The sequence below is a fragment of the Pseudoflavitalea rhizosphaerae genome, assembly GCF_003991355.1.
Classification (GTDB): Bacteria; Bacteroidota; Bacteroidia; order Chitinophagales; family Chitinophagaceae; genus Pseudobacter; species Pseudobacter rhizosphaerae.
In genome coordinates, this window is record NZ_RCSU01000003.1 from 334,126 (window position 1) to 360,609 (window position 26,484).

General features: G+C 48.7%; 19 protein-coding genes. 8 read left to right on the forward strand and 11 right to left on the reverse strand.

Going from position 1 to position 26,484, the window contains the following annotated elements:
• Window positions 1-2 precede the first annotated feature (2 nt).
• Window positions 3-497 carry a GNAT family N-acetyltransferase gene (locus tag D9Y29_RS07195; protein WP_127126473.1) on the forward strand — a complete coding sequence of 165 codons (495 nt, stop codon included), beginning with the start codon at window positions 3-5 and terminating at the stop codon, window positions 495-497.
• Here D9Y29_RS07195 and D9Y29_RS07200 read toward each other — a convergent pair.
• Window positions 494-2,860, reverse strand: coding sequence for a DUF2339 domain-containing protein (locus D9Y29_RS07200; protein ID WP_127126475.1), 2,367 nt, complete (start codon window positions 2,858-2,860; stop codon window positions 494-496). The genes D9Y29_RS07195 and D9Y29_RS07200 overlap by 4 nt on opposite strands.
• A 59-nt stretch (window positions 2,861-2,919) precedes the next feature.
• Entirely contained in the window at window positions 2,920-3,357 is a 438-nt protein-coding gene (locus D9Y29_RS07205; protein WP_127126477.1) for a type I restriction enzyme HsdR N-terminal domain-containing protein, read from the reverse strand.
• A 49-nt stretch (window positions 3,358-3,406) separates the two neighbouring features.
• Here D9Y29_RS07205 and D9Y29_RS07210 point away from each other — a divergent pair, with 49 nt between their 5' ends.
• Both D9Y29_RS07210 and D9Y29_RS07215 read left to right on the forward strand, forming a co-directional pair.
• On the forward strand, window positions 3,407-4,177 hold the full coding sequence (locus tag D9Y29_RS07210; protein ID WP_127126479.1) for an AMP nucleosidase: 771 nt from the start codon (window positions 3,407-3,409) through the stop codon (window positions 4,175-4,177).
• 8 nt (window positions 4,178-4,185) lie between these two features.
• The gene (locus D9Y29_RS07215; RefSeq protein ID WP_127126481.1) at window positions 4,186-5,886 is read left to right on the forward strand and encodes an ABC transporter ATP-binding protein; all 1,701 of its coding nucleotides are present in this window, start codon (window positions 4,186-4,188) and stop codon (window positions 5,884-5,886) included.
• A 166-nt stretch (window positions 5,887-6,052) separates the two neighbouring features.
• On the opposite strand, the gene D9Y29_RS07220 is transcribed toward D9Y29_RS07215, so the two are convergent.
• On the reverse strand, window positions 6,053-9,964 hold the full coding sequence (locus D9Y29_RS07220) for a TraB/GumN family protein (protein ID WP_164735305.1): 3,912 nt from the start codon (window positions 9,962-9,964) through the stop codon (window positions 6,053-6,055).
• Between the two features lie 286 nt (window positions 9,965-10,250).
• Between D9Y29_RS07220 and queA the strand changes: the two genes are divergently transcribed.
• Entirely contained in the window at window positions 10,251-11,300 is a 1,050-nt protein-coding gene (queA, locus tag D9Y29_RS07225) for a tRNA preQ1(34) S-adenosylmethionine ribosyltransferase-isomerase QueA (protein ID WP_127126485.1), read from the forward strand.
• Between the two features lie 112 nt (window positions 11,301-11,412).
• The gene (locus D9Y29_RS07230) at window positions 11,413-12,549 is read left to right on the forward strand and encodes a glycosyltransferase family 4 protein (protein WP_127126487.1); all 1,137 of its coding nucleotides are present in this window, start codon (window positions 11,413-11,415) and stop codon (window positions 12,547-12,549) included.
• A 499-nt stretch (window positions 12,550-13,048) separates the two neighbouring features.
• Here D9Y29_RS07230 and D9Y29_RS07235 read toward each other — a convergent pair whose 3' ends face one another.
• A complete protein-coding gene (locus D9Y29_RS07235; protein ID WP_127126490.1) occupies window positions 13,049-13,477 on the reverse strand; it encodes a hypothetical protein in 429 nt (142 codons plus the stop codon).
• A gap of 188 nt (window positions 13,478-13,665) precedes the next feature.
• On the opposite strand from D9Y29_RS07235, the gene D9Y29_RS07240 reads away from it, so the two are divergent.
• Window positions 13,666-14,574 carry an alpha/beta hydrolase gene (locus tag D9Y29_RS07240; RefSeq protein WP_127126492.1) on the forward strand — a complete coding sequence of 303 codons (909 nt, stop codon included), beginning with the start codon at window positions 13,666-13,668 and terminating at the stop codon, window positions 14,572-14,574.
• A gap of 139 nt (window positions 14,575-14,713) precedes the next feature.
• Here the strand turns inward: D9Y29_RS07240 and D9Y29_RS07245 are convergent, their stop codons facing one another.
• From D9Y29_RS07245 to D9Y29_RS07265, 5 genes are all read right to left on the reverse strand, one after another.
• On the reverse strand, window positions 14,714-15,499 hold the full coding sequence (locus D9Y29_RS07245) for a hypothetical protein (protein ID WP_127126494.1): 786 nt from the start codon (window positions 15,497-15,499) through the stop codon (window positions 14,714-14,716).
• A gap of 41 nt (window positions 15,500-15,540) precedes the next feature.
• Window positions 15,541-16,776, reverse strand: coding sequence for a carboxypeptidase-like regulatory domain-containing protein (locus D9Y29_RS07250; RefSeq protein ID WP_127126496.1), 1,236 nt, complete (start codon window positions 16,774-16,776; stop codon window positions 15,541-15,543).
• 27 nt (window positions 16,777-16,803) lie between these two features.
• Window positions 16,804-18,126, reverse strand: a complete 1,323-nt coding sequence (locus D9Y29_RS07255; protein ID WP_127126498.1) for an aspartate kinase — start codon at window positions 18,124-18,126, stop codon at window positions 16,804-16,806.
• 155 nt (window positions 18,127-18,281) lie between these two features.
• On the reverse strand, window positions 18,282-19,373 hold the full coding sequence (locus D9Y29_RS07260) for an Ldh family oxidoreductase (protein ID WP_127126500.1): 1,092 nt from the start codon (window positions 19,371-19,373) through the stop codon (window positions 18,282-18,284).
• Window positions 19,374-19,568: 195 nt separating this feature from the next.
• Window positions 19,569-20,441, reverse strand: a complete 873-nt coding sequence (locus tag D9Y29_RS07265; RefSeq protein ID WP_127126502.1) for a sugar phosphate isomerase/epimerase family protein — start codon at window positions 20,439-20,441, stop codon at window positions 19,569-19,571.
• Window positions 20,442-20,525: 84 nt separating this feature from the next.
• Here D9Y29_RS07265 and D9Y29_RS07270 point away from each other — a divergent pair, with 84 nt between their 5' ends.
• Entirely contained in the window at window positions 20,526-21,818 is a 1,293-nt protein-coding gene (locus D9Y29_RS07270) for a hypothetical protein (protein WP_127126504.1), read from the forward strand.
• Window positions 21,819-22,119: 301 nt separating this feature from the next.
• On the opposite strand, the gene D9Y29_RS07275 is transcribed toward D9Y29_RS07270, so the two are convergent.
• Window positions 22,120-22,575: a single-stranded DNA-binding protein gene (locus D9Y29_RS07275; RefSeq protein ID WP_127126506.1), complete on the reverse strand. Its 456-nt coding sequence runs from the start codon at window positions 22,573-22,575 to the stop codon at window positions 22,120-22,122.
• A 98-nt stretch (window positions 22,576-22,673) separates the two neighbouring features.
• On the reverse strand, window positions 22,674-25,259 hold the full coding sequence (locus D9Y29_RS07280; protein ID WP_127126508.1) for a M14 metallopeptidase family protein: 2,586 nt from the start codon (window positions 25,257-25,259) through the stop codon (window positions 22,674-22,676).
• Window positions 25,260-25,356: 97 nt separating this feature from the next.
• Here D9Y29_RS07280 and mnmA point away from each other — a divergent pair, with 97 nt between their 5' ends.
• On the forward strand, window positions 25,357-26,463 hold the full coding sequence (gene mnmA / locus D9Y29_RS07285) for a tRNA 2-thiouridine(34) synthase MnmA (RefSeq protein WP_127126510.1): 1,107 nt from the start codon (window positions 25,357-25,359) through the stop codon (window positions 26,461-26,463).
• Window positions 26,464-26,484 lie beyond the last annotated feature (21 nt).

The following is a 26,484-nucleotide window of genomic DNA, read 5'->3' on the forward strand; positions in this document are numbered from 1 at the left end:
TAATGAACATCCGGCACGCTGTCCTGCAGGACCTTCCCGTCATTGTGGCGATCTACAATTCAACCATTCCCGGCCGGATGGTCACTGCAGACCTGGAGCCAGTAACCACGGAGAATAAACTGGTATGGTTCGATGATCATGATCCGTCACGCAGACCATTATGGGTAGTGGAAAACGATACGCATAAAGTGATCGCCTGGATGAGCTTTTCCGATTTTTCCGAACGCGCAGCCTACAATATCACCGCAGAGATCAGCATCTACATCGATCCCGCAGCCAGGGGCCGGGGCCTCGGTTCACTCCTCCTGCAATATGCGATCGAAAAGGCGCCATCTCTCGGCATTCAGAAACTCCTGGGAAAAATATTTGCGCACAATGAACCCAGTATCAGATTATTCGAAAAGTTCGGATTTGAAGAATGGGGCAATCTCCCCGATGTATGCCTGCTGGACGGCGCCCTCAGAAGCGTACTCATACTGGGCAGAAGCACTCCTTAGGCAGCAGGTCCATCTTTCCCGAAAAGAACCTCTTTATAACGGTTATACAAATACGAGATCAACAATAAGATACCTCCCAGCGCAATATAGGAAATGGTGCGCGTGAGTGTATTGGCATGGCTCAAATCAAGGATCGTCACTTTCAGCAAGGTGATCACCAGCATGATCATGGCAGAGAAGCGGATACCACGATGCTTCTTCCAGATACCATAAGCAATCAGCGCCAGCGCATACAATCCCCACAGAATGCTCAATCCATAAGTGTATTGGTTGTTGGCGCCACTCACTTTTGTCCAGAGCAGATACTCGAAACTAAGGAACACGATCAAAGACAGCACTATCAGTTGAGGCCATAGAACTTTCATCAGGTTCCGGTTGGCTTCGCTGAAGAACTTAGGCTGGAAATAATACAACAATCCTGCAACAGGCAACAATACCAGGTACCTGTCCAGCAGGTTCCAGGACCCGAAATACAATCCTGTCTGATCTTTTTGAAAATAATTGATCGCCTGTATATTGAGTACCCTTAAGAAGATCAATGCCCAGAAGATCAGCAGGATCATGAAAACGCCAAATGCAACGCCCCTGATGGCAACGGTTTTAATCCAGCGATGATTGATAGCCGTAACCACCAAAACAAATACAAAAGAGTACAGCAGCAATGCCAGTATCTGCGCCATCCATACCTCCTGGCCCCAGGGTCCGAAACTTCCGTCAGCGCCTCTCATCGTTTCCCTGATATTATTGAACCAGCGGGATATTTCAAGGAACAAAACAATATAACTGAGCGTGATGGTCACTGCCGGCAGGAGGATATCATAGAACGCATGCAGGAAGTTGGTTTTAGCAGGATCGGTTTCACGATATTTATTGCGGTGCAGGAATATCAGTCCAAAACTGGCGCCCAATACCAATAATGCAGTATAAAAATTTCCGTTCAGAAAAGCATCCGGACGAATGATCAGCTTCCCATGGAAACTCCCCAGCTTGTACATTTCATAAGCGTAATTGAAGCACAACGCACATAATCCCAGTGTGATCAACGCCATACTGAAATTGAGATACAGTCCGGTTTTCCATTTTCTCCCGAGCAGATAAAGTATCACAGCTTCAGCAGCCCACAATAATGTGATAGCTTTCCCATCGAACGTAACAGGTACTGCAATGGCCATGAAAGTGATCACCAGGCCTATCAGCAGTCCGAACAAATGATTTTGCTTTCCGATGATCCTGCTCACAAAGAAAGCAACCCCACCATGCACCAATGCATTCAATACTGTAAAACTTCCCTGCCACCAGCCGGAGACCTCATCCCTGTTCAGGAGATAGAGTCCCAATCCGAAAAAGAGGAAGGCATTTGGTATCAGCAACAATACATCGCCAAAATCGAATTTCTCCTTCCTCACCAGTTTGTAGACCAGGAAGCTGGCATAGAATAAAACAAAGTAGAGGCTGAGGAAGAACCAGGCCACCTGTGAAAATCTTTCTTCATCAGAGACTATACCAAACCAGAAAATGAATATGAACCAGGTGATACCGAAAGCGGCATAGAGCAGGCTCTTCCAGTATTTTTGCACAGAAATCACCAGCATGCCTGCATTGATAATGGCGATATAACTGAAGAGGGCTGTATAATTCCCTGAGTTGTCACTCAGCAGGAATGGAATGGCATAAGCGCCAACCTGCGCAAGGTGTGCGATGATCACCCGGTTATATAACAATGATCCATATACGATAGCAGCCGTAACCGCCACCATGATACCAAATGCCACCATCCGCGGGAACATCTGGTAGTACGTAAATGCGATATAGGTTATGAAATAACAAACGCACAATCCGCCTCCCAGCAATACTGCACTGTAAGCAGGATATTTCTTTCTAAGTTTGAAGCCGAGCCCCACCAGCACCAGTCCGGATAAATAGCCAAGTATGATGCGCACCTGCTGGCTGATCAGATCATGCTCGATGGCATATTTCGCACCGATGAAGATTCCTATAACGGTAACAAGTATCCCAACTTTGCTGGCCAGGTTCTTACCCAGGAACTCTTCCAGGTTACTGCTTTTCTCTTTTACAGGATTTGCTAAAGTTATTCCGGGATCTGCCATCTCCTGCTGCTGCTGAGCAGGCATTGAAACAGGAGGAAGTTCCGCTTTGTTTACAACAGGCTCAGGTGTTTCCGTTTTTATTGTGGCGGCCCGGGGAACCTGACCGGTACTGAGTTTTTCTTTTTCTGCCTGCGCTTTCAGCAGGTCCAGTTCCTGCATCAGTTCAACCAGCTTTGCCTTGAAAACATTTTGTTGCAACGCAAGGTCCTGTATGCGTACGGTGAGCAACGCAATTTTTTCTTCGATGCTATTCATAGATCGCAGTTAATTCAATTAAAGAAACAACAAAATAGTGGAAATAACCAATGCTATGCTCAACCGAAGTCGGGTATCATATCAATCGGCTGAAGCTCAATACCGGATTTAACAAATCCTGCACAAAAATCACCATTGGTGATTACAAGGTAATCAACCGGTACTGCAATATTGTAACGCAAAACCTGCATCAGTACGGATTCTTCCAGGGGCACGCCAATGGCTTTGCATTCCACCATCAGCCAGGGTTTATGTTGCTGGTTGTAAACCAGTATATCGAATCGTTTTTTCAATTCCCCGAGGCGCAGTTCTTTTTCCACAGCAATCAGTGAAGCGGGATATTGCTTCACCTTCAACAGGTATTGCAGGAAATTCTGCCGCACCCATTCTTCCGGGGTGAGCCTCACCCAGCTTTTGCGGAATTCATCGAAAATGAATTCTTTCTCGTCTGTTTTCTTGAACCTGAATGGATGTTCGGGATAATCAATGCGGAGCATAGCGTCAAAACTAATTCATTATATGAATTAAATACACGAAATTTAAGTTATGAAGACCAAAGAGGATATCGTACAGAACTGGCTGCCCCGCTACACCGGAGAACAGTTGGAGAATTTCGGTAAATACATCCTGCTCACCAACTTCAGCAATTATGTTGGATTATTTGCAAAATGGAATAATGTACCGGTTGTAGGCGAAGGCCGGCCGATGCAATGCGCCACGGCAGACAATATCACCATCATCAATTTCGGTATGGGAAGCCCCGGCGCTGCTACAGTGATGGACCTGCTCACGGCCATCGAGCCCAGCGCCGTTCTCTTCCTGGGCAAATGCGGAGGACTGAAAAAAAGAAATAATATCGGCGACCTCATCCTGCCCATCGCCGCCATCCGCGGAGAAGGTACTTCCAACGATTACTTCCCTCCTGAAGTGCCTGCACTCCCGGCTTTCGCACTGCAGAAAGCAGTATCCACCACCATCCGGGATTATGGAGTGGATTACTGGACAGGCCCCGTTTACACCACCAACCGCCGCGTATGGGAGCACGACGACGGCTTCAAAGAATACTTACAGCGCATACGCGCATACGCTATCGACATGGAAACCGCCACCATCTTCACCGTTGGCTTTTACAACAAGATCCCCACCGGCGCATTGCTGCTGGTGAGCGATCAACCCATGTCGCCGGAAGGAGTAAAAACCGAAGCCAGCGATAAACATGTTACCACCAATTTCGTGGAGCGTCATGTACATATCGGGATCGACTCGCTCAAACAACTGATCAATGACGGCCTCACTGTAAAACACCTGAAATTCTGATCCAGTCAATGCCCTACCCTCTTTTACAGATTGATAACCTGCAGGTGGATTTTATCAGCGAACTGGGAACCACCACTGCCGTAAAAAATATTTCACTGCAAGTGAAGCGCGGAGAGATCGTTGCCATTGTTGGTGAATCAGGCTCCGGCAAATCCGTTACTTCCCTGAGCATACTGCAATTACTGCCTTCACCGCCTGCCCGCTATGCAGCAGGCTCCATCCTGTTTTCAGCAGATGGACAACAACAGGTGAATATGCTGGAACAGTCCGAAGAACAATTGCGCAGCATCCGCGGACACAGGATAGCGATGATCTTCCAGGAGCCCATGACCTCTCTCAATCCCGTTTTCACCTGCGGCTCGCAGGTAATGGAAGCCATCCGTCAGCACCAACAGGTATCTACAACCGAAGCCAAAGCCCGAACACTGGAACTTTTCGAAAAAGTGAAACTGCCCAATCCAGCTTTATTGATGGACCGCTATCCGCATCAGCTCAGCGGCGGACAGAAACAAAGAGTGATGATTGCAATGGCCATGAGCTGCAATCCCAGTCTGCTGATCTGCGACGAGCCAACTACTGCACTGGACGTGACTGTGCAGAAAACCATCCTCCAATTGATCCGTGGCTTACAGAAAACGGAAAAAATGGGCGTGATCTTCATTACACATGATCTCGGTGTAGTGGCTGAAGTGGCCGACCGCGCCATCGTGATGTACAAAGGAGCAATTGTAGAACAGGGCTCCACCAAAGACATCTTCCACTCACCTCAACATCCTTATACGAAAGGCCTGCTGGCCTGTCGCCCCATCCTGCACAAGAAAGGAGAAAGACTGCCGGTGGTTAGTGATTTTCTCGAAGGCAGAACAACTGTAAAAGAAAAATCGACCGCTTCCATTATTCCATTATCCGATGATGAAGCGCCGCTGCTGAAAGTGGAAAACCTTAAAGTATGGTTTCCCGGTCGCAAATCATTTTTCGGCAAGCCGCTGGACTATGTGAAGGCGGTAAATGATGTGAGCTTCACCGTGAGAAAAGGAGAAACGCTCGGTCTTGTAGGAGAATCCGGTTGTGGCAAAACCACACTGGGCCGCAGCCTGCTGCGCCTTATCGATCCCACCGGTGGAAGTATCTGGTATAATGGACAAAACATCACGGCCATAAAAAAAGATGCACTGAAACACCTTCGTCAGAATATTCAGATCATCTTCCAGGACCCTTACTCTTCCCTCAATCCACGCATGACCATCGGCGATGCCATCGTTGAACCGATGAGTGTTCATGGCCTGCACAAAAATGGGAAAAAGAGAAAAGAATGGGCGATGGAAATGCTGCACAAAGTGGACCTCAAACCGGAACATTTCAACCGGTATCCGCATGAGTTCTCAGGTGGACAAAGGCAGCGGATCGTGATAGCCCGCGCACTTGCACTGGGCCCCACATTTGTTGTCTGCGACGAATCCGTGTCTGCGCTCGATGTGAGCGTACAGGCACAGATCCTCAACCTGCTCAATGATCTCAAAAAAGAATTCGATCTCACCACTATTTTCATTTCCCATGATCTCTCGGTTGTGCGTTATATCAGCGACCGCATCATGGTAATGAATAAAGGAATGATAGAAGAGATGGGCAATGCAGAGGATATCTATTCCAATCCGCAAAAAGATTATACCAAACAACTGATCGCCTCCATTCCGAAAGCAGCCATTTAATTACGCCGCCGCCAATCGCTCGCCTCCGGGCGAGTGACTTTTGTTTAGTCGCCTCCGGCGACGCGGTGTTCGCCGGAGGCGAACAAATACAAGTCACTCGCCCGGAGGCGAGCGACTGGCAGCACCCGGCTTTTTTAATCAGCTCCCTGGTACTGTGTAAATAATATCAATCCTGGTACCTTCTTCCCTTCACCATTTCGGAGAGCATGCTTTTGAATTTTGCATAACGTCTTGCCTCATAAAATTCTTCCGCACAGGGATGAAGCGTGATCAGCATTTCTTTCAGTACTTTCTTTAATTGCATATCCACCGGCTGATCATTCTCCAGGGTTCGGCCTTCCGCCTGCATGAATTCACTGGGCAGTACATCAATGGAGTCTTTGTCAAGCGGCTGCATGCCGGCAACGGCCAGGGACCAGGCATCATCATCACGCATCTTCTTGTACTTGTAGAAAAAGATCCGCCCTGCCTGTCCTTTATAATTCACTGGCAGTGTATCGAGGAAAACCAGGGTATCTGGCTCTTTGTAATTACCGATCTCCTCCAGCAACAAGCTTTTCACCATTGCCATCTGGTTCTTTTCAGCTTTCGGAAAATGGTGCAGCTTATTCATATCCTTCAGATCTGTATATAATTCCACTCTGTAACGGTCCAGAGAAGCGAATTTGGTAAAAAGAGAATCCGGCACCGGCTCATTGTTGCGAAGCAACAGGATGAAACTGTTGTACAGCAACCTGCGATCGCTGGTGGTCATCAACTGAGTGAAATAGTTTTGTATTCCCTGGTGTTTCTTCCTGAAAGGCAGGAGCAGCACGGAATACTGATCAACATCGCTGTTGCCTTCATCCAGGTCTTCGTCTTCATCCTCCTCATCGTTCCCGGTATTATTATAAAGACTTGATACATCTTTCCTGGTCATTTTTTGCATATTCCTCTTGTTCTCCATTGCGATCTGCTTTTTCAGCAAATGCCGGCCTTCAAGATAGAGTTTGCTGAGATATGACTCATAATCGGCTCCTTTCAGATAACCACTATCCGCCAGGACATGCATGAGTTCCAGTGTCTCCTTTTTGAAATCATCTATGTTGAGGAACTGCAGCATGTCCGGGAACAAGGTCCTGGTGAGTGCAAGTGAATCATACAACTGGTACCAGTTGCCACGGTAATTGTAATAAGAATAAGAGCTGCGTGTTTCCGGTGCAGCCAGGATGATATCTACTGAGCGCCTGGATTCACGACGGTAATTATTGTATCCATAATCGTTATTTTCGGATTCAATGATAGGCGGTTCCTGCAACATCAGCTCTTTAAATGCCTGGAAACCGGCTTTTGTTTTCTGCGACAACAATGCTTTCAGGATGGTCTGTTGCAGATCGGAAGTGTCTTTGATCTTCCAGTAGAGATCGGTAAGATAAGACACAATTGAAGGGTCCTTCAGCTGGCCCAATTCCTTGATCAGGTATTCTTTCACGGCCATATAATTCCGCACGCCCCAGTTCAGGGAACCGATTGCGTTCTTCACCAGCGGCACATCGGAGGAATCCAGGTCCATCCTGAATACCTGTTTGGCTCCGCGTTTGGCAACAGCACTGTCTTTACTGAATAGTTCGCTGATGTACTCGCTGTTCTTTTTGTTGAGCAGCGAACTGCTTTTTAGCGATTCATTGGGTGCAAAACTGGAATAGAATGCCTCCAGGAAATCGCTTCTTCGGGTAACTGTATCTGTTAGTGAACTGAAAGAGAATACATGTCCGTCTTTATAATACAACCTTGTTACCAGTAAACGGCTGCTGCCTGTATCGGATACGGAGAAATCAAATTGCCGTGATCCGTCCGGTAATCTTTTGGTTGAATTGCTTTTGAAGAGTAAGGTACTGTCCTGGTTCCAGTTGTCTCCGAACATGCCTTTCCAGAAGCCGAGACTGTCTTTGTTCCAGGCTTTTTTGGAGAGCTGGGAGTAAGTGATCCAGATCTTTTCACCAAGAGTATCATTGCCGACCAGGAGGGTTTTGTAACTGGCCTGATCATCGTTCTCTGCATCCTCCTCGTCTTTGTTCAGATTGGCCATGAACCTGATCATTTCAGCATCTTTGGGATCTACCTTGCTGAGTGGCACCGGGCTCTTCACCGTGAAGCGCATAATGGTATCCGTTTGCAGAACGGGGGCCGGATAGATATTGGGTGTGAGCTGGAAAGACTCCATGAATTTCTTCACCGCAGGATTTTCCTGTTTGTAACGCGCCAGCAATGCGTAATAATTAGGCCCCTGGATAATATATCTCACGGTGCTAAAACTACCGTCCTTGTGTTTATAGGTACAGTTGAGTGAAGGATACCCTTTGAAAGATGAGAAGCTGTGAGAAAGCTGTTTGAGGATATACCCCGAGTACTGGTAACTTTCATCCATCAGGTTCAGTTCGAAGGTATCTTCTTCGATGTAAGAATAGTTGTGGATATTGCCTTTCATCACCAGGTAACTGTTTCCATCTTTCTTATCCGTGGCGGCGTATTCGAGGCGGTTGTTATTCCACATTTTATCGTGCAGCATACTGGGCGTATGCGGCATCAGCACACTGAATCCCCCGGTGGGCGGCTGGTAGCCTGTCCATTCGGGTGCGGGTGTATATTCTTTGAGCGAAATGGAGTTGAAGAATTTATCCGCTTCGGTTCCGGTGCTTACATAATCCGCATTGCCGCTCATTTTGAAGAAGATCATCTCGAAGGGGGTAATGAATATCTGGTAACGCTGGATATCTCCTCTGCGTGTGCGGTTGGTAATATCAAAACCGGGGAAGCCATTTTTAGTGATGGCAGTTTTTTTAAGGATTTTACCAGGAATGTTCTCGTAGAGGGCAGCATCTATCTTGTCCGCTACTTTGGAAGGGCCGTCGCCCCAGAGTGAGCTGTTGGTCTTTACACGGGTCACCAGGTAATAAGCACCGTTCACGAGATCTGCGTATTGCACTACATCGATTCCGCCGCCCATATTAGTGAACTGGTAGAATTTTTTGCCGGGGATAGATACTTTGTAAAAGCCATCATCGGAGGTCTGTTGCTGAAATATGTGCTCCACGCGCATTTTATCGATCTGATCTTTTTGGATGCTGTTCCGGCTGGTCATCATTACGGGTCTAACGGTATAGCCCATATGACGCAGCATTTCTATCACACCGCGTTTACCTGGGAGGTGTGCTGCGCCTACGCCAACGAAGAGGCTGGATTTACGCAGGATGCTATCTATTGAATTGGCCTGGATCTCATTCCTTTTGTACAGGAATTTTTCCTGGAAGGCATCAGATTCCACGGTGAGCGCCTGGAGGGAATCCAGGAGGTCCAGGTCGCCATCACGGTAAGCATCTTCCACTCTTTTGGGATTGTTCATCATCCCTTCATAGCTGTAGCTTTTTTTCTTTTTGTTCTTATCGCGGGAGGCATCGCGGTAGGCTTCGGCCACCAGTTTTTCGCTGGCTTCAAAATCTTCCACCCCACTCACTCTTTTGCCGAGTTTGCGGCCAACCTGGAAGATATGCATATCGAGGAAGGTATTCTCTTCAAAATCGTTGGAGTTACCGCCATAGGTCCGGTAGAGCATTCCATTGATCATGGAGGGTTCCAGGGCCAGGGAAGCTTTGGCCAGTTCTTCATAACTGTCAATAGCAAACGAAGTGATGCTCATGGTTTGCATGGGCACATTCCAGTTGCTGCGGCTGAGACGGAGATAGGACCGTTCATCGCCGTAATTGCTGCGCATCAGCAAACTCCTGCTGTAGTCGTCCTGCCATGTTTCCGGATTGGTTTCCAGGGCCACCACATCCACGGTACGGATAGCGTTGTAGAAGCTGTCGCCCAGGTTGAAAGCCAGTTTATTGCTTACGTGCATGGTGCCAAAAAGATAGGATGGCTTTTTGAGGCCATTCCCGGTGATCACCCAGAGCAGGCTTGGGTATTTCTTGCCGGCGGCAACGGAAGCCGGAGACGGATTGGAAGGCTTTTTCGGTTGAGGTTTTGCCTTATTGGATTGGGCCGTCAGACTGTAAACACATAAGGTACCGAGAAGCAGGAACAGGATTTTTTTCATAATAAAGTTCTGAAGGGGTTTGTAATTCCAAATATACGCCAGCCAATACAGCATTCAAGCGGATTTTAACCCAATGGATGCGGGAATCTGCGGCAATCCTTGCCATATTATTTTTTTCTTTGTATAGTTTTTGTTGTACCTTTGCCCGCTTGAAAATGAAGCTTTACATGTTATCAAACCTGGTGCCGTAAGACCTCGTTTGTACCGGTCCCCCCGATGTACCCGTCTCTTACTCCATGTTTTGGTACCATGTGGCGCGCTTTAAACACAATTATTAATAAGCTGCATGAAACTTTCACAGTTCAGATTTGATCTACCGCTTAACCTTATTGCACAACACCCGACAAAGAAACGTGAAGATGCCCGATTGATGGTGGTTCACAGGAAGACTGGACAGATTGAGAACAAGTATTTCCGTGATGTAATGGATTACTTTGACGACAAGGATGTATTTGTGGTGAACAATACCAAAGTGTTTCCCGCGCGCATGTATGGCCGCAAAGAGAAGACCGGCGCCAAGATCGAGGTTTTCCTGCTGCGCGAACTGAACAAGCCCAACCGACTCTGGGACGTGATTGTTGACCCGGCCCGTAAGATCCGTGTAGGCAACAAACTCTATTTCGGAGAGAATGATGAACTGGTAGCAGAAGTGATCGACAATACCACTTCCCGCGGCCGCACCATCCGCTTCCTCTGGGATGGCACCGATGATGAGTTCCGTCAAATGCTGGAATTCCTGGGAGAAACGCCCCTCCCAAAATATATCAAGCGCAAGCCTGAGGCAGAAGACAAGGAAAGATACCAAACCGTATACGCCAAACATGAAGGAGCGGTTGCCGCCCCCACTGCCGGCCTGCACTTCAGCATCGAGCTGATCAAACGTCTCGAGATCAAAGGTATCCGCTTCGCAGAAGTGACCCTGCATACCGGCCTCGGAACCTTCCGCCCCATCGAAGTGGAAGACCTCAGCAAGCACAAGATGGATGCCGAATACTACCGCATAGAAGAAGGCGCCTGCAAAGTGGTGAACAAAGCCATTGAAACCGGCCACCGCATCTGCTCCGTAGGAACCACCACCATGCGCGCACTCGAGTCTTCCTACACTGCAGAAAAACATTTGAAACCGTCTGAAGGCTGGACCAATATCTTTATCCATCCTCCTTACCAGTTCAATATCGCAGACTCCCTCATTACCAACCTGCATCTCCCTAAAACCAGCCTGCTCATCATGACCTGCGCCTTTGCCGGTTATGAACTGGCTATGGAAGCTTACAAGAAAGCGATCAAGGACAAATACCGCTTCTTCAGCTACGGAGACGCCATGCTGGTGATCTAAACTGAACTATTTACTATCTCAGATACAAACTCCGCTTTTATGCGGAGTTTTTTATTTATGATCAAATCCCCACCCCTACCGGCCTTGCAGGATATTGAGTACATTCGCACCGATGAGCAATAAAAAGATCAGGATATTGGAAACCATCCGCCAGGGACAGATCGGCGGCGGAGAAAGCCACTTACTCAGCCTCGTAGAAAACCTTGACCGCAGCCGTTTCGAGCCGGTTGTTCTCTCCTTCACAGATGGCCCCATGGTAGACCGCCTCAAACAAATGGGCGTTCAAACGGAAGTGATCTATACCGAAAAGCCATTCGATATCAGTAAATGGAAAAAGGTAAAAGAGTTCATCCACAAAAATCATATCAGTCTCGTACATGCGCACGGCACCAGGGCTAATTCCAATGTTTTCTGGGCCACCCGCAAACTAAAGCTGCCACTCGTGTACACCATTCACGGCTGGTCTTTTCACGATGACCAGCAAGCGCTGATCCGCAAGATCCGCGTAATGGGAGAACAATTGCTCACCACCAAATCGGATGTGAACATCTCCGTATCCGCCTCCAACCAGGCCACCGGTAAACGCTATTTCCCAAAATTCGATTCAGTAGTGATCAATAATGGCATCGACCAAAATAAATTCGATCCCGGCCGCTCTTTCAAAAATATCCGACAGGAGCTCAACATCTCCGGCAACACCATCCTGGTCCTCTTCGTGGCCCGCTTCATTCACCAGAAGCAACCACTCAAACTCATCGAAGCCTTCGCCAAAGCGCAGCAGCAAAATCCCCAACTCCAGCTCCTCATGGTTGGCGATGGCGATCAGAAACCCGCTGCCCTCCAACTGGTCAAGGATCTACAAATAGAAAACAAAGTCATCTTCCAACCCTTCCGCCAGGATGTTCCCGACGTACTCGCTGCCGCCGACATCTTTGTTCTGCCCTCACTCTGGGAAGGACTGCCCATCGGTTTGCTCGAAGCAATGTCCATGCGTAAAGCCATTATCGGCACCCTGGTAGACGGCACTTCCGAAGTGATCCGTCACAACGAGAACGGACTCCTCATCTCCACTGATGAACTCGCAAACAACCTCTCTGAAGCATTACTCACCCTCGCAAAAAACACTGAACTCCGCCAACGTCTCGGCAATGCCGCGCAACAAACCATCAGCAGCACGTACAGTGCATCCAATATGACGAGGGAGATCGAAGCAATTTACCTGAGGTGCTTAGGTCGCTCGGGGGTATGAAATGGACGTCTGCAAAACATACCGCCGCGGGAGGATATTAATTGAGCGGAGGTAAGGAGAGATAGGGCTTTTGTATTTCTGTTGGTCTTCATCGCTTATGTTTTGAAGGCCGCCAGTTTCATACCCCTTCACTCCATGAACCGAGAGTGCATCAGTGCTTTTGAATAGCAGTTAAAAGAGTTCAACATTGCGGAGAATTTGTTACTATCCTTTATGAACAAACGCTATTGATACTTTTTTAAACGCTGTTAATACTTCAAACATTACATCACATTACATTTCACCTACTGTTACTATTCATTTTTGCTACAGCAACATCGGACACAGGTGCTGCACAGGGGCGGACGCATCAGCGAAGGGATTAAGAAACCCAGGCCTATGAAACGTAAGCGATACAGCTCAATTATATTCTACCGTCCCATCTTCCCATAAAAAAGCGCGGAAGAATTCCTCCCGCGCTGGTTCGTTTCATCAGCCTGGTTTATTAAATCCCGGAGCGCTAGCGCCTGCGGAACTGGAACGTATACGTTCTCGATCCATCATAGATATATGCTTCAAACCGGTTGGTGCCAGTAAATATCATTTCGTCGAAATACTCTCCGAGTACAATGCCGGTTGCTCTGTCAACACAATATACTTTCAATGTTTTGATGGTGCCATCGGCAGTGTTGATGCGGCGGATATCCCAGTCGCCTTCATAGTAACCGCCATAGCCATCCTGGTAATCCAGCTGGCCGGAGCCGTAGAAGGTGAACAGGCCACCATCGAAAGCCAGGTCGGAATGGCCGAAGCCTGATTTGTAAACGTCAACCAACTCCCAGGTACCTTCGAGTCTGTCGTCGTAAGGAGCCAGCCAACTTTTTTTGGAACAACTGGTGAATAGCAGTGTGAGCGTAACCAGCAAGGTGAAGGAGTATAAGTATTTCATAAACTAGCGTTTGGTAGTTAGACTCCCAAACAAATGCCATTGTTACTTTTGCTTTCACGCTTTAGAAAGCATTTAACTTAAGGAACTGTGAAAGCCGGCTTGGAACAATCCTGCTGAAAGTTTACATTTGGAAAGCCACTGCCGGACGGCATATTCGGAAACAGTAACGTATCTTAACAAACGAAACTATGAGATCACTTACCCTTGCCCTGCTTTGCAGCTTATCCCTGGCAGCGGAGGCACAAACTGAAATTCCTTTGTACGACGTCATTCCCAATTCCATCCCAACTGTCAATCGGGAAAAATCTGTTACTGACCAGGTAGGTAAAGTACGTATCTCCAAAGTAAGCGAACCCGGTCTGACCATCTATCTTCCTCCAAAAGAAAAAGCAACAGGTACAGGAGTGATCGTTGTTCCGGGTGGTGGTTATTCCATTCTTGCTATCAAACATGAAGGACATGATGTGGCGAAGGCGCTGAACGAAATGGGCATCGCTGCATTCGTACTGAAATACAGACTGCCGGATGATACTACCATGATCGATCGCAGCATCGGGCCTGTGCAGGATGCACAACGCGCTATTCAGATCGTGCGCGGGCGGGCAAAGGAATATGGTGTGAAGACAGACAGGATAGGCATTCTTGGTTTCTCTGCAGGTGGGCATCTCGCCTCTACCGCAGGCACTCATTTCGATACACATTATATCGATGTACCCCGCAAAACAAACCTGCGACCGGATTTCATGGTACTCATCTATCCGGTGATCAGCCTTACCGATAGCCTCATGCACAAAGGCTCACGCACCAATCTCATTGGTGAACATCCTTCAGCAGAAAAGATCAGAGCCTTCAGCAATGACCAGCGCGTAACCGCCAAAACACCTCCTACCTTTCTCGTACATGCGAAAAACGATAAAACAGTTCTGATCCGGAACAGTCGACAATTCTATGCCGCCTGCCTTCAACACAAAGTGCCTGCTGAGTTGTATGAATTTGAAGAAGGAGGACATGGATTCGGAATGATCAATCCCACATCCGGTGTAAAATGGATGGAACTGTTGCACAAATGGCTCCGCCAAAACAAGTTCCTGAAATAATCTTACGCTGTGGCAGTCGCTCGCGTCCCCGCGAGTGACTTGTATTTGTTCGCCTCCGGCGAACACCGTGTCGCCGGAGGCGACGGAATATAAGTCACTCGCGGGGACGCGAGCGACTGCCAGCAATCCGCCCTATTGGTTACTTCGCATACTTCACATTCGTCTGCATCTGCTGAAAAGCAGCAACAAACTGCCTGAACTTGTGACCAGACTCAGGCCATTTTACAGATTTATTACGAAGCGTCCAGCGGATCTTATCGAAAGCCGCCTGCCGGTCTGATGAGTCGTAGAAGTTACGGCTCCACTCCTCCGGCCAGAGGTCCACCGGCATCAGGGCAAAGCCATTACCATACATCTTCAGGGGACTGGGATGGCTCCTTACATCCAGGCTGTTCTTATCGGATTCGATTCCCCACCGGAAATACTGCTCCCAATATTTGAAATGATTTACCAGCCGGTCTGTGATCTCCTTTGAAGTTTCTTTATGTTTGGCTTTTATTCTCCACTTATTGTTTGTAATGGAGAACGGACTTTCCTCTTCATCTCTCAACGGGTTCTTGAATCCCTCGAACCTCGATTCAGCAACATATGCATTGGAAGGATCGAGATCGGCCACCAGTTCTTTGTCCGTAAGTTTTTTCATCAACACCCTACGCTCCTTACCACCCGTAGGTTTCAGCAAGAGTATCTTATCCTCAACCGACCATTCTCCATATTCAAATCCGCCGAAATTGGCGGTATACCTCCCTTTGGATTGAAGATTGAGAAAGCTGACCGGGCTGAGTTCAGGGTCAGTACTCTCTTCAGCCCTGGCCTTATTTTCATAAGTAAAGAACCACACTTTGGTGAGTAGTCCTTCGCGGGAAAAACACCCATTCAAAAAGATCAGGCTGCAAAAGAGGCTGAAGTAAGCAACAGAACGCATATAGCGAAATTTGTGGGTAAAATAGTAAAATTTGATCAGCCTTAATACGAATCTGGCTGATAATCCCAGGGAAGCATATGCGAAACTTTCTCACTCCATCCCCAGTAATCGATGGTAAAAACATTCTGTGGCGGAAAGAAGAGACCATTGCGCTGGATCACAATAGGCAATGCCGGCGTCAACCGGATCAATGATTTCTGAAAGGTGGCTGGTCTGAATATCCGATAGTCGTAGAGATATTCCTTTTCCTCATGGGCCTTTTTGTATACTACCTGAAGATAATCCTGGAAGAAGATGGTCTTCGTGGAGTCGATACCGGTAGTGATCAGGCTGTCGGCACTCAACATATACCTGCTGATCAGCGCCAGCGAATCATCCTGCTTCAATATCTGTTGGAAATAGTTGAGACTGTCTTTCTGTACCTTGCCCTGCGTAGGGAAACTGATCCGTCCGCCCTGCACGATCTTGTTCTGCTTTTCCATTTCGTACAGTTTCTGGATCCTGAGCTTTTCCACATTGGGCACTTTGCGGAGACGACGAACTTCAAAGCTGTCCTGCCACAGCCGGTCATTGTAAAGACTGCGGATGAAATGCATCAGTGAACCTTTATATAACTGCTTTCGTTTCTCTTTCCATTCCTGTTGCTTTTGCTGATTGCCCGGCAATTCCTCGAAGAACGAATAACCTGTGAACACAACAGTACGCGATTTCCAATTACGCGTAAAGCCTTCCAGTTGATAGGTGATGCGGTATCCCAATGCTTTGTTCTCGATGATGAGGGGTTCATCGGCCATCACTTCCAATACCCTTGCTTTGGAAGCATAGCGGAAGCGCAGGACTTTCCTGTTCCTGATCTCACAGTCCTGCGCAGCCGCCGATGTTCCTATAAATCCTTCGATGAATGTTCTGCCATATTTTCTCCAGCTGCTCCTTTCCCAGGGCATCACGGTAACTGTCTCCAGCTCCTGCATACGCGGCTGCAGCCTGAGCTCAATTGTAATGGGCAGTGTATCGGAAGACAATTGAAGTACGAGTGTTTGAAATCCCACTGAAGAAACCACCAGTTCAAAGCTGCCTTTATTGATGCCTGTCAATTCAAATCCTCCATTACCCCGAGACACGGTGCCTTTGGATGTGCCGTTGATGAATACGCTGGCATTCGGCACCGGCTGACCGGTATTGTTATTGAGAACGGTACCGGCAATACGGTTCCTGTCCTGTGCAAAGGCAGCAAGAACAAGGCTAAGGCATAATACAAGAATTGCAGTTAACTTCATATGGTTGCACAACGCACAACGCTGACGCTATTCCAAACCAAACAGACCTTTGTTCAGCAATTGTAACGTTTGAGTTTTGTAAGATGATGGCACCAGGATGCTCACATTGTGCTTACTGCCACCATAGCTCACCATACTAACGGTAACGGGCCTGAGCGCTTCAAACAGTTTGCTGAGTACATCAGGAGTTTGAGCGATCTCATTACCCACCACGGAGATGATGGTCTGGTCGGTTTCCACTTCGATGGTGCCGAATGGTTCCAGTTCTTTCACAATGGCTTTCAGATGGGCGCCGCTGTCGATAGTTACAGACACGGCAACTTCTGAAGTAGTGATCATATCTATTGGGGTGCGGTACTTTTCAAACACCTCGAAGATCTTGCGCAGGAAGCCATAAGCCAGCAACATGCGACTGCTCTTGATATTGATGGCGATGATACCATCTTTTGCCGCTACAGCTTTTACGCCTACGGAACCGGCTTCCTGTGTGATCACGGTGCCGGCGGCATCGGGCTGCATGGTGTTGAGCAGTTTCACCGGGACCTTTTCCTGCTGCGCAGGCCAGATACAGGTAGGGTGCAGGATCTTGGCTCCGAAATACGCCAGCTCGGCTGCTTCTTCAAAGCTCAGTTGCTCGATGGCCACAGTCTTCTTCACTATGCGGGGATCATTGTTGTGCATACCGTCTATGTCTGTCCAGATCTCGCAGACAGATGCATTGGCAGCAGCGGCAACGAGGGAAGCTGTATAATCGCTTCCTCCGCGTTTGAGGTTATCCACTTCGCCCCTGGCGTTACGGCAGATATAACCTTGAGTGATGAAGAGCTTTTTGTCTTTGTGCTGGTCCAGCAATGCCATCAGTTTTGGACGGATAGCGGAGAGCTGGGGCTCTTCGTGGATGTCGATACTCATGAACTCGAGTGCAGGGAGCAGTGAATGCGGAATGCCTTGCTCTTCGAGGTAAACGCTGAAAAGTTTCGTGCTTAACAGTTCGCCCTGAGCCAGGATGTCTTTACTCAGCGCTTCACTGAAGGAGATTTTCAGGATGATATTGAGGAATTCGAAATGTTCTCCGATGATTTGCTGCGCTTTGGTTTGCGCAGCGGTGGTCTTGACAAGCTGAGGGATGAATTGTTTGTAATGTGCTTCCAGTGTATCGATCTTCTGTTTGGCTTCTTCGCGGTTTCCTGCGGCCATTGATTCTCCGATACCAACCAGTGCATTGGTAGTGCCACTGAGTGCGCTCAGTACAACGATGGTGGGCTCTGCATCTTTAGTGATCAGTTGAGCAACCTGGTGCATGCGCTCTGGTTTGCCTACTGATGTGCCACCAAACTTCATTACTTTCATGTTACCCTCTCTTGTTCCGCTTCTACGCGGGTTTTGGTTTTGAATAGATGTAAAAATTACGCCTGCTCTGAATTTCAGGCAGGCGCAAAGATAAAGGTTGGGAAGCTATTATGGAACAGTTCCCCACTATTTAAGTAGCTAACTAAAATTCGTGCTTATTGGTTCGGTTCGAAACTGATACCCAGTTTTGCGGCGAGCTGCTGCAGGTCTTCCGCAACCGGCTCCAGCAGGGGGATACCGTGTACCATCCTGCTTTGCTCCATCACACGCTCGGGATCGCCGGGCACCAGCACTTTCTCCTCCCCATCGATGGGTTTGGCGCTGCGGAAACGTTGCAGCCAGTTGTCCATATTCTCTTTGAACGCTGATGCCGGCCTGAAAGCGTCCACACGCATGGCTCCGAAGAAATGCCCGATACCTTTACCGGGCATCGATTGCGGCATCGGCACGTAAGCCGGGAATGGCGGCACCCAGGGGCCGTAATTGGCGCCACTCAACACTCCGCAGAATATATCCACTATCGCGCCCAGTGCATAACCTTTATGACTGCCATGCTCCCTGTCGCCACCCAGCGGAAGCAGCGCCCCGCCTGATTTCAGCGCATGTGCATTGGTAGTGGGTTGCCCGTTTGCATCCTGCACCCATCCCAATGGTGTATCCAGGTTCTTGCGTTGCAGGATCTCCAGCTTGCCATTGGCAGCGGTAGTGGTAGCCAGGTCAGCTACGAAAGGCTGTTCCTTACCTGCGGGAATAGCTACGCATATCGGATTGGTGCCGAGTAATTTTTCAGAAGAGAAGGTAGGCGCCACCAATGGACTGGCATTGGTCATGGCGATACCGATCATATCATGTTCCAGCGCCATCATTCCATGATAGCCTGCAATGCCGAAATGATTGCTGCCCTCCACACTCACCCATCCTGTTCCAACGTTCTTTGCTTTGTCGATGGCCACCTGCATGGCGTAGGGCGCCACCACCAGGCCCAGGCCGCTATCGCCATCCACCACCGCCGTGCTGGGCGTTTCATGAACGATGCGTATATCAGGCTTTGCATTCACCCGCTTCGCTTCCCATAAACGCACATAACCGGTAAGCCTGGCTACGCCGTGCGAATCCACGCCGCGCAGGTCTGCGCTCAGTAAAACTTTTGCAGCCGTTGCTGCATGTTCTCCGCTGCATCCGATCTGTTTGAAAACATTCTCCGTGAACTGAAGCAAGTGCTGGTATGAATAGGTCCTTTCTGCCATAGAAGAGATATTGGTAAAAAGAAGGGCAAGTTATTGATATTTGAGGAATCAGCACTACCGGGGAGCAGTCGCTCGCCTCTGGCGAGTGACCAATATTTGTTCGCCTCCGGCGAACCAACCGGGTGCTGCACCTGACTGGTCGCCGGAGGCGACAAAATATAAATCACTCGCCAGAGGCGAGCGATTGGCAACTCCCTACTTTAATTGTTTCACCTGCGTATGGAAGAAGTCTACTATTTCTTTTACGTCTTGCGTATTGTTCAGCCAGTTGCTCTCATGTTCGATGCTGAACATACCTTTGAAATTCTGGCGTTTGAACTCGGCAAACACTTCGGGGAATTTGATCACGCCCTTACCGGGAAGCGTATCCGCAGCTTTGGTATCATTGAAAGTAACGATGTCTTTCAGATGCGATCCAATCACGCGGCCTTCCAGTTTTTTCAGGCATTCCACCACATCCAGTCCATTCCGCGCCCAGTGGCCCACATCGGCGCAGGCATATAAATTGGGATGTCCTTTCATTGCATTGATCACAGAATCCGGATGCGCATAGGCATTTGGGTAAGGGTGATCATGAATAGCAATAGGAATATTATAGGCACCTGCAAGACTATCGGCAAGATGCAGGTGTTCTTTCTTCGGTTCTGAAGTAATGTATTGTACGCCCAGGTCTTTCGCCAGTTCGAATGTTTGTTTCCAATCCTCTTCGGATTGTGGCACCACTACTCCGAAAGCCACCATGGTAATGCCTTTGGCGGCCAGAATGGATTTCACTTTCTGACGGCCTTCTGCAGAGAGGCGGGTATTCAGCGTGTCTTTGGAATCTCCTCCGATGGGTTGCCCCAGGTAGGCTTCAATGAATTTGATACCAGCGCTGTCTGCTTTTTCAACAGCAGTGGTGAAAGGGAACAAATGGAATGTCCAGAACTGAACGCCCAGCTTCCATTGTGAGGTTACGGAATCAGTTGCATTCATAGTAGTGTCCGTTGTTTTGGCAGCCTGATCGCCGCAATGAACAAACAGCATCATCAGTGAGGATACCGCAAGGGTAACAAACAATCTTTGCATCGCTAAATCGGTTTAGTATGAAGTTGTTAAGATACGTTGTTTTTACACATTTCCATGATGAATCTGAACCGTTACATTTGTATAATGAAAATATGGGCAGTCATCATTCTATTGATCAGTGCCGCTGAAACTGTGGCGCAGCAAAGGCGTGAAGACATTTTCAGCAGCTTCGTCACTTACAATAAACGCATGATGTTCGATCATGAATTACGTCAGCGTGTAGTGGCCAATACTTTCGCTATGGAGCCCGACAGCCTCAATGAATACCGCTTCGAATCCGCCTGCAATGCCATTTCACAATACCAGCTTACCGGCGATTCTATTAAGGCAGGATTGCAAAAATTATTCAACCGCTATCAAAAACTGGAATACGATACACGTCGCGCTTTGTTGGAAGCTGTCTATGCCGTTTACCCTGATGAATTCTTAACCGAAGTAAATGCAAGTTTATCCAATGCTGTTTTCCCCAAGCTATTTGCCATGAGCGCTGCTTATCTTTTCCGCCACAACAGCAGCATCAACAACGGTAATCTCATCAAGATCTCGATGGTAGAACAGTTCCCTGGCTACGACACCATCCCTCTCCTTGTGGAGCTGGAAAAATACATCAACAACCATAAGCAGGAAGTAAGTAGTGCAACGCCTGACCTGGCATCCCTCTTCCAATACAACCGCCATGCGAAACGCAAAGTGATCTATTCGCTCCAACGCTGGAACCGCAATTACCCCGGCCTCGCCATTGTTCAATATGCAGATGGCCGTTTCGCCAAACATCCCGATGGGCGCCTGATGATCTTCGAGCAACTGGCCCGCTCTGCCTCCAACCTGCCTTATTTCATCACCAATGGCAGCACGCCCCAGGGTGTATACAGCCTGCAGGGAGCAGCCGTTTCCAGGAATCAACTGATCGGCCCCACGCCCAACCTTCAGCTCACGATGCCCTATGAAGGCAGCTGGCAGCAATACTTTCAAACACCCGACAGCATTCCCTGGGACAGCACCCGCAATGTAGAAGCCATGTACAACCAACTAATGCCCACTAACTGGGCCGGCTATGCGCCCATGCAGGAAGCCCTCAACGCGGGAAAAATCGGACGTACGGAAATTATCGCCCACGGCACCACCATCAATCCCGAATACTTCAAAAACAAACCTTATTACCCGCTTACTCCCACCATGGGTTGCCTCTGCGCCAAAGAGCTCTGGAATATCAGAAACGGCCGTCTCCTCATCAGCGAGCAATTCAATCTTGTCAGCGCCTTTTCGGCTACTCCCGGCAGTAAGGGACTGCTCTTCGTCATCAACCTGAACAACCAGCAAAAGCCCGTCACCCGCGCCGACATCGAAATGATTGTAAAAAGATATGAAGCTGAGTAAGAAACGCATTCCCACAAAGAACCGGGCCCAAATTTCCTCCGGCTCCTGCACATACTCTGTCGCACCTCCACTCCATCAAGCGAAGGATGTATTGAACAGCTGGCCTTGAAAACAAAAGCGACAATGCCCATCAGTATTACCACAGCTCAACCCAACCATTCCACAGCTCAAATAGTTTCTCCCGCGCCGGTTTGTTTTCCAGCCAGCTTTCAATACCCCTGAGCGGAATACCCCTGAGCGAGTAAGCAAAAACCCCGGCTGCTTTCACAACCGGGGTCTATCAAAAATTAATTCCAATCAATTAGAACGGTAAGTCATCATAGCTTTCATTGCCACCTGCTGCCGGAGCGCTGGCAGTCTGAGCAGGAGCTGCGTTGTAACCGCCGCCACTATTATAGCCGCTGTTACCTGCATTGTATCCGCCACTTTCACCGCCTTCAGAACGGCCACCAAGCAGTTGCACGCTCAGTACACGGAGCGTGAGTGAAGCGCCGGTTGTGCCATCATTCTTCGGGTACGTGCGTACTTCGGGAGTGCCTTCCACATACACCTGCGTGCCTTTGCGGAGATAAGGAGCGATGCCTGTGCGTTCTGTCCAGTAAGCACATTCCACCCAGATGGTTTTGTCTTTCTGGTTACCCTGGGCATCCTTGAATTTTTCTGTATGCGCTACGTTGAAGTTGATGACATTTTTTCCGTTCACTGTGTTCGTCACACAATCTTTTCCAAGATTGCCTATAACCTGAAGTTTAATCATAATGATGAGTTTAGCTGCGTACTTAAATAGTTTCTATTAAAGCGGCAATTTACACCATCTCTCCTGTGCAGCAATACAGGTGAACGATGTGGGGAAAACTATTCGTTACGCGCAGCGGCTGCATCGATATTCCTTCCGAAGAAGATCGCATTCAGAAAGAGTTTGGTACCTCCCAGCCAGTAAGCCCTGAAAACAGGATTGTCTGCTATGGAGATGATCCTTCCGCTTCCCGATGCATTGACCAGTACCGCACCGGAGTTCTTCAAGAGCTCATAGTTCTCCCGTGTAATAAAGCCACTTTGCAATGGTTTGTTACCATATACGTAAGGAGTGGCATAAGGGTTCTTATTTCTTTCGGGAAAAACACCGTTACTCTTAAAAAGATCTACTGTCGGGTAGCGGTAACCGTAAGCAAGCGGATGACTGAGATCTACATTGGCCCTGAAGATGCCGCCAGCCATGCGTTGTGCGCCGGTACGGAATTCACGCTCTGCATAGGCGCCGCTTTTCAAGGTATCTTCTTTGGCCTTCTTGAAACTGACAGTGGTCAGTCCATTATTGGCCGCCCATTGTACTGCTTCTTCTGTAAGGATCAAAGTGCCGCCACCCTGCACCCAGCTTTTCAGTTTCTCTTTGTTGAGATCATTGTAATTGCCTGGCGGCATGATGATGGTATTGTATTTATTAAGATCGATGCGATTGAACATTGGGATCTCCAGGTGAGTGGCAGGAATATTGAATCGCTGGTCCAGCAGGTGCCAGATCTCGCCGGCGTCAGTGGCGCTCACGCCGATGCCGGTGAGCATCGCGATGCGCGGCTGCGTTACAGGCGCCATCTTTCCACTTCCGAGATCGCTGCCGCTGATCACATTGCCGGTGTTCACGGCAGTGATATCGATACCATTCCGTTCAGCCACAGACTTCATGATAGTGGCCAGTTGCTGAGATGTGATGCGTTGCAATCCCACCGGAACAATGATAGTTCCATAACGGAATTGCTTTGTCCCATTGCCCGTTTCTATCTCGAAATTGGTGGTGCTTACTTTGGTAAGGATGCCGGCTTCCTGCAGTTCATACAATGCGCGCGGCGCATAGAATCCGTCCCAGGGGAAGAGATAAGCATACTGACTGTTCCCTCCGACCACTGTCCCTTTCGGGGCTTCAGCAGTTGTGATGCGTGCGCCACGCTGTGCTGTTCCGGCCTTTGCCGCATCCAGCTCGGCATATGGCAGGCCAAATGCAAGCGGCATGGTCCAGGCCGTGATATCGTAAAATAGGCTATCCTTATACGTTAGTGTCTTATCGAAAATGCCATGGATCAGTCTTGTCTGTGGCTGATTGGCAGGCACCAGGTAAGCTTTCCCTTTTTCAAATTTGTAACCGTCTGCACTCATATCATTATTCAGCGCATACACTTCGATCTGGTGACGCAGCAGCATCTCCGCAAAAATGGCGGAACGAGCCGGATCTTCCCCATCGCCAAAAACATATCCTTTCACCGGGGCAGTAGCCGCTTCTGCAACTGCGCTCTTATAGAAATCACGCTGATAGTCCAGGAATTCTTTTCGCAATGCCTTCGCTCCTTCCAATGTAGACAAAGTGGTCACAAACTGGTTGCGGATCGTGAAAGGAAACCGCAGCACACCATTGATGGTCTGCTGCGCATGTCCTCTTGAAGAACCTTGTTCAAACAGGATGCCGATACATCCCTGTACATCGGGATAGGTAGAGCCTTTGCCGTAATAGAAATCGTCATAGCTCTCTTTGGTGAAATACAAACTGCCGATCCTGTCGAGATACGCTGCATGGTACTTGCCGAGTTTGGCAGTCAGTTCCTGGTTCTTTGCAGGCGTAAGCGGATTAACACGACTTGGAACGCCGGGTTGAAAAAAGAAAGAAGCATTGCTGCCCTGTTCATGATGATCAGTGAGAATGTTCGGCTTCCAGGCATGGAACCAGCTGAGTCGGTTCTGACTTTCCACGTGTACCGCCGGGAGCCAGTCGCGGTTCAGATCAAACCAATAATGATTGAACCTGCCGCCTGGCCAGACTTCATGAAACTCGCGGCTATTGGGGTCGGTAACGAGGTTTTTGCTTTTATGCTGGTTCACCCAGGTGGAGAAACGTTGCAGTCCATCGGGATTGAAACTGGGATCGAAGAGCACTACCACATTGTCCAGCAACTCCTCCACTTTCGGTCCCTGACCGGCGGCGAGATAATAAGCGCTGAGTAACGAAGCGTTCGAGCCGCTGGGCTCATTGCCATGAATGGAATGGCCCACATACACAACAATCGGCATATCATTCGTGTTAAGAGAGGCCGACTTTGAAGGATCGGTCAGCTGAACGTGCTGCCGGCGGATCGCTTCCAGGTTGCGGTGGTTCTTTGGAGAAGTGATGATGAGCAATACCTGCGGACGTTGTTCATAGCTGAAGCCCATGGTTTCCAGCTTGATGCGGTCCGGTGCAGCCGCGGCCAGCGCCTTCATATAATTTACGAGGCGATCATGGGTTACATGCCATTCGCCCGGTTCATGGAAAATAATGTCCTTCGGTTTGGGAATGGCAGGGTTATACTGCACAGAATCAGGAAGATAATACGATAAGGTAATGTCCTGGGCCTGGCCGGCAAATGGCAAAAAGCCCAGCATTGCTATCATCCAAAAAGATAGTAATTTTCTCATATACAATGGTTTTGGGGAACTGTCCGGGGAAATTACATAAAAGTTACCAACCAGCTCCCCCGTCATTTGTATCTTTGCACGTTCTATTTTAATAATTATGAGCAGGAAAGGAAAAGTTCTGGTGGCCATGAGCGGCGGTATCGACAGTACCGTGGCTGCGCTCATGTTGCACCACGAGGGTTATGAAGTAGTAGGCATCACCATGAAAACATGGGACTATGCCAGCAGCGGTGGTAATGGTAAAAAAGAAACCGGCTGTTGTAATCTCGACAGTTTCAATGATGCCCGTATGGCTGCGGTGCAACACGGCTTCCCGCATTTTGTGCTGGACATCCGCGAAGAATTCGGCGATTTTGTGATCGAGAATTTTGTGGATGAATACCTGTCCGGGCGCACACCCAACCCCTGTGTAATGTGCAATACCCATATCAAATGGCGCGCACTCCTGAAAAGGGCTGATGCCATGGATTGCGATTTCATTGCTACCGGTCACTACGGCGTGATCAACCAGCATACCAATGGCCGCCACTATATCAGCAAAGGCGTTGACGATACAAAAGATCAAAGCTATGTGTTGTGGGGACTGCAGCAGGACCTGCTGAGCCGCACTCTCCTGCCGCTCGGCAAATACCACAAAACGGAGATCCGCCAGATGGCTCACGATTACGGATACCCGGAGCTGGCCAAAAAAGCGGAGAGCTACGAGATCTGTTTTGTTCCTGACAATGATTATCGCGGCTTCCTCAAACGCAGGGTAAACGGACTGGAAGAAAAAGTAGCGGGCGGTAATTTCGTAGATAAAGAAGGAAATATTCTCGGACAACATAAAGGCTATCCTTTCTATACCATCGGGCAAAGAAAAGGACTCGATGTTACTTTCGGTAAACCCATGTACGTAACCAATATCATCCCCGAAACCAATACGGTGATGCTGGGCGAAGAAGATGATCTGAGCCGCCAGGAAATGATCGTGAGCAAGATCAACTGGCTCAAATACGATGGCGTTACCGACGGAATGGAAGCCACTACGCGTATCCGGTACAAAGACCGTGGCACTACCTCCAACCTTTACACTCATGAAAATGGCGTGCTCGTTCGTTTTTATGAAGATGCCAAAGGTGTGGCTCCCGGACAAAGCGCTGTTTTCTACGAAGGTGATGATGTGATCGGTGGCGGCATCATCCAAAGAAGCCACCTGCTCTGATCCAAAGCAATAATTCCTACG

Excerpts from the sequence above, each read along its gene's own strand:
- queA (WP_127126485.1), top strand. The coding sequence starts at position 10,251 with ATGAAACTTTCACAGTTCAGATTTGATCTACCGCTTAACCTTATTGCA.
- D9Y29_RS07230 (WP_127126487.1), top strand. The coding sequence starts at position 11,413 with ATGAGCAATAAAAAGATCAGGATATTGGAAACCATCCGCCAGGGACAG.
- D9Y29_RS07265 (WP_127126502.1), bottom strand. The coding sequence starts at position 20,441 with ATGCAAAGATTGTTTGTTACCCTTGCGGTATCCTCACTGATGATGCTG.
- D9Y29_RS07200 (WP_127126475.1), bottom strand. The coding sequence starts at position 2,860 with ATGAATAGCATCGAAGAAAAAATTGCGTTGCTCACCGTACGCATACAG.
- D9Y29_RS07195 (WP_127126473.1), top strand. The coding sequence starts at position 3 with ATGAACATCCGGCACGCTGTCCTGCAGGACCTTCCCGTCATTGTGGCG.
- D9Y29_RS07210 (WP_127126479.1), top strand. The coding sequence starts at position 3,407 with ATGAAGACCAAAGAGGATATCGTACAGAACTGGCTGCCCCGCTACACC.
- D9Y29_RS07270 (WP_127126504.1), top strand. The coding sequence starts at position 20,526 with ATGAAAATATGGGCAGTCATCATTCTATTGATCAGTGCCGCTGAAACT.
- D9Y29_RS07275 (WP_127126506.1), bottom strand. The coding sequence starts at position 22,575 with ATGATTAAACTTCAGGTTATAGGCAATCTTGGAAAAGATTGTGTGACG.
- D9Y29_RS07240 (WP_127126492.1), top strand. The coding sequence starts at position 13,666 with ATGAGATCACTTACCCTTGCCCTGCTTTGCAGCTTATCCCTGGCAGCG.
- D9Y29_RS07215 (WP_127126481.1), top strand. The coding sequence starts at position 4,186 with ATGCCCTACCCTCTTTTACAGATTGATAACCTGCAGGTGGATTTTATC.
- D9Y29_RS07260 (WP_127126500.1), bottom strand. The coding sequence starts at position 19,373 with ATGGCAGAAAGGACCTATTCATACCAGCACTTGCTTCAGTTCACGGAG.
- D9Y29_RS07235 (WP_127126490.1), bottom strand. The coding sequence starts at position 13,477 with ATGAAATACTTATACTCCTTCACCTTGCTGGTTACGCTCACACTGCTA.
- D9Y29_RS07255 (WP_127126498.1), bottom strand. The coding sequence starts at position 18,126 with ATGAAAGTAATGAAGTTTGGTGGCACATCAGTAGGCAAACCAGAGCGC.
- D9Y29_RS07245 (WP_127126494.1), bottom strand. The coding sequence starts at position 15,499 with ATGCGTTCTGTTGCTTACTTCAGCCTCTTTTGCAGCCTGATCTTTTTG.
- D9Y29_RS07280 (WP_127126508.1), bottom strand. The coding sequence starts at position 25,259 with ATGAGAAAATTACTATCTTTTTGGATGATAGCAATGCTGGGCTTTTTG.
- mnmA (WP_127126510.1), top strand. The coding sequence starts at position 25,357 with ATGAGCAGGAAAGGAAAAGTTCTGGTGGCCATGAGCGGCGGTATCGAC.
- D9Y29_RS07220 (WP_164735305.1), bottom strand. The coding sequence starts at position 9,964 with ATGAAAAAAATCCTGTTCCTGCTTCTCGGTACCTTATGTGTTTACAGT.
- D9Y29_RS07250 (WP_127126496.1), bottom strand. The coding sequence starts at position 16,776 with ATGAAGTTAACTGCAATTCTTGTATTATGCCTTAGCCTTGTTCTTGCT.
- D9Y29_RS07205 (WP_127126477.1), bottom strand. The coding sequence starts at position 3,357 with ATGCTCCGCATTGATTATCCCGAACATCCATTCAGGTTCAAGAAAACA.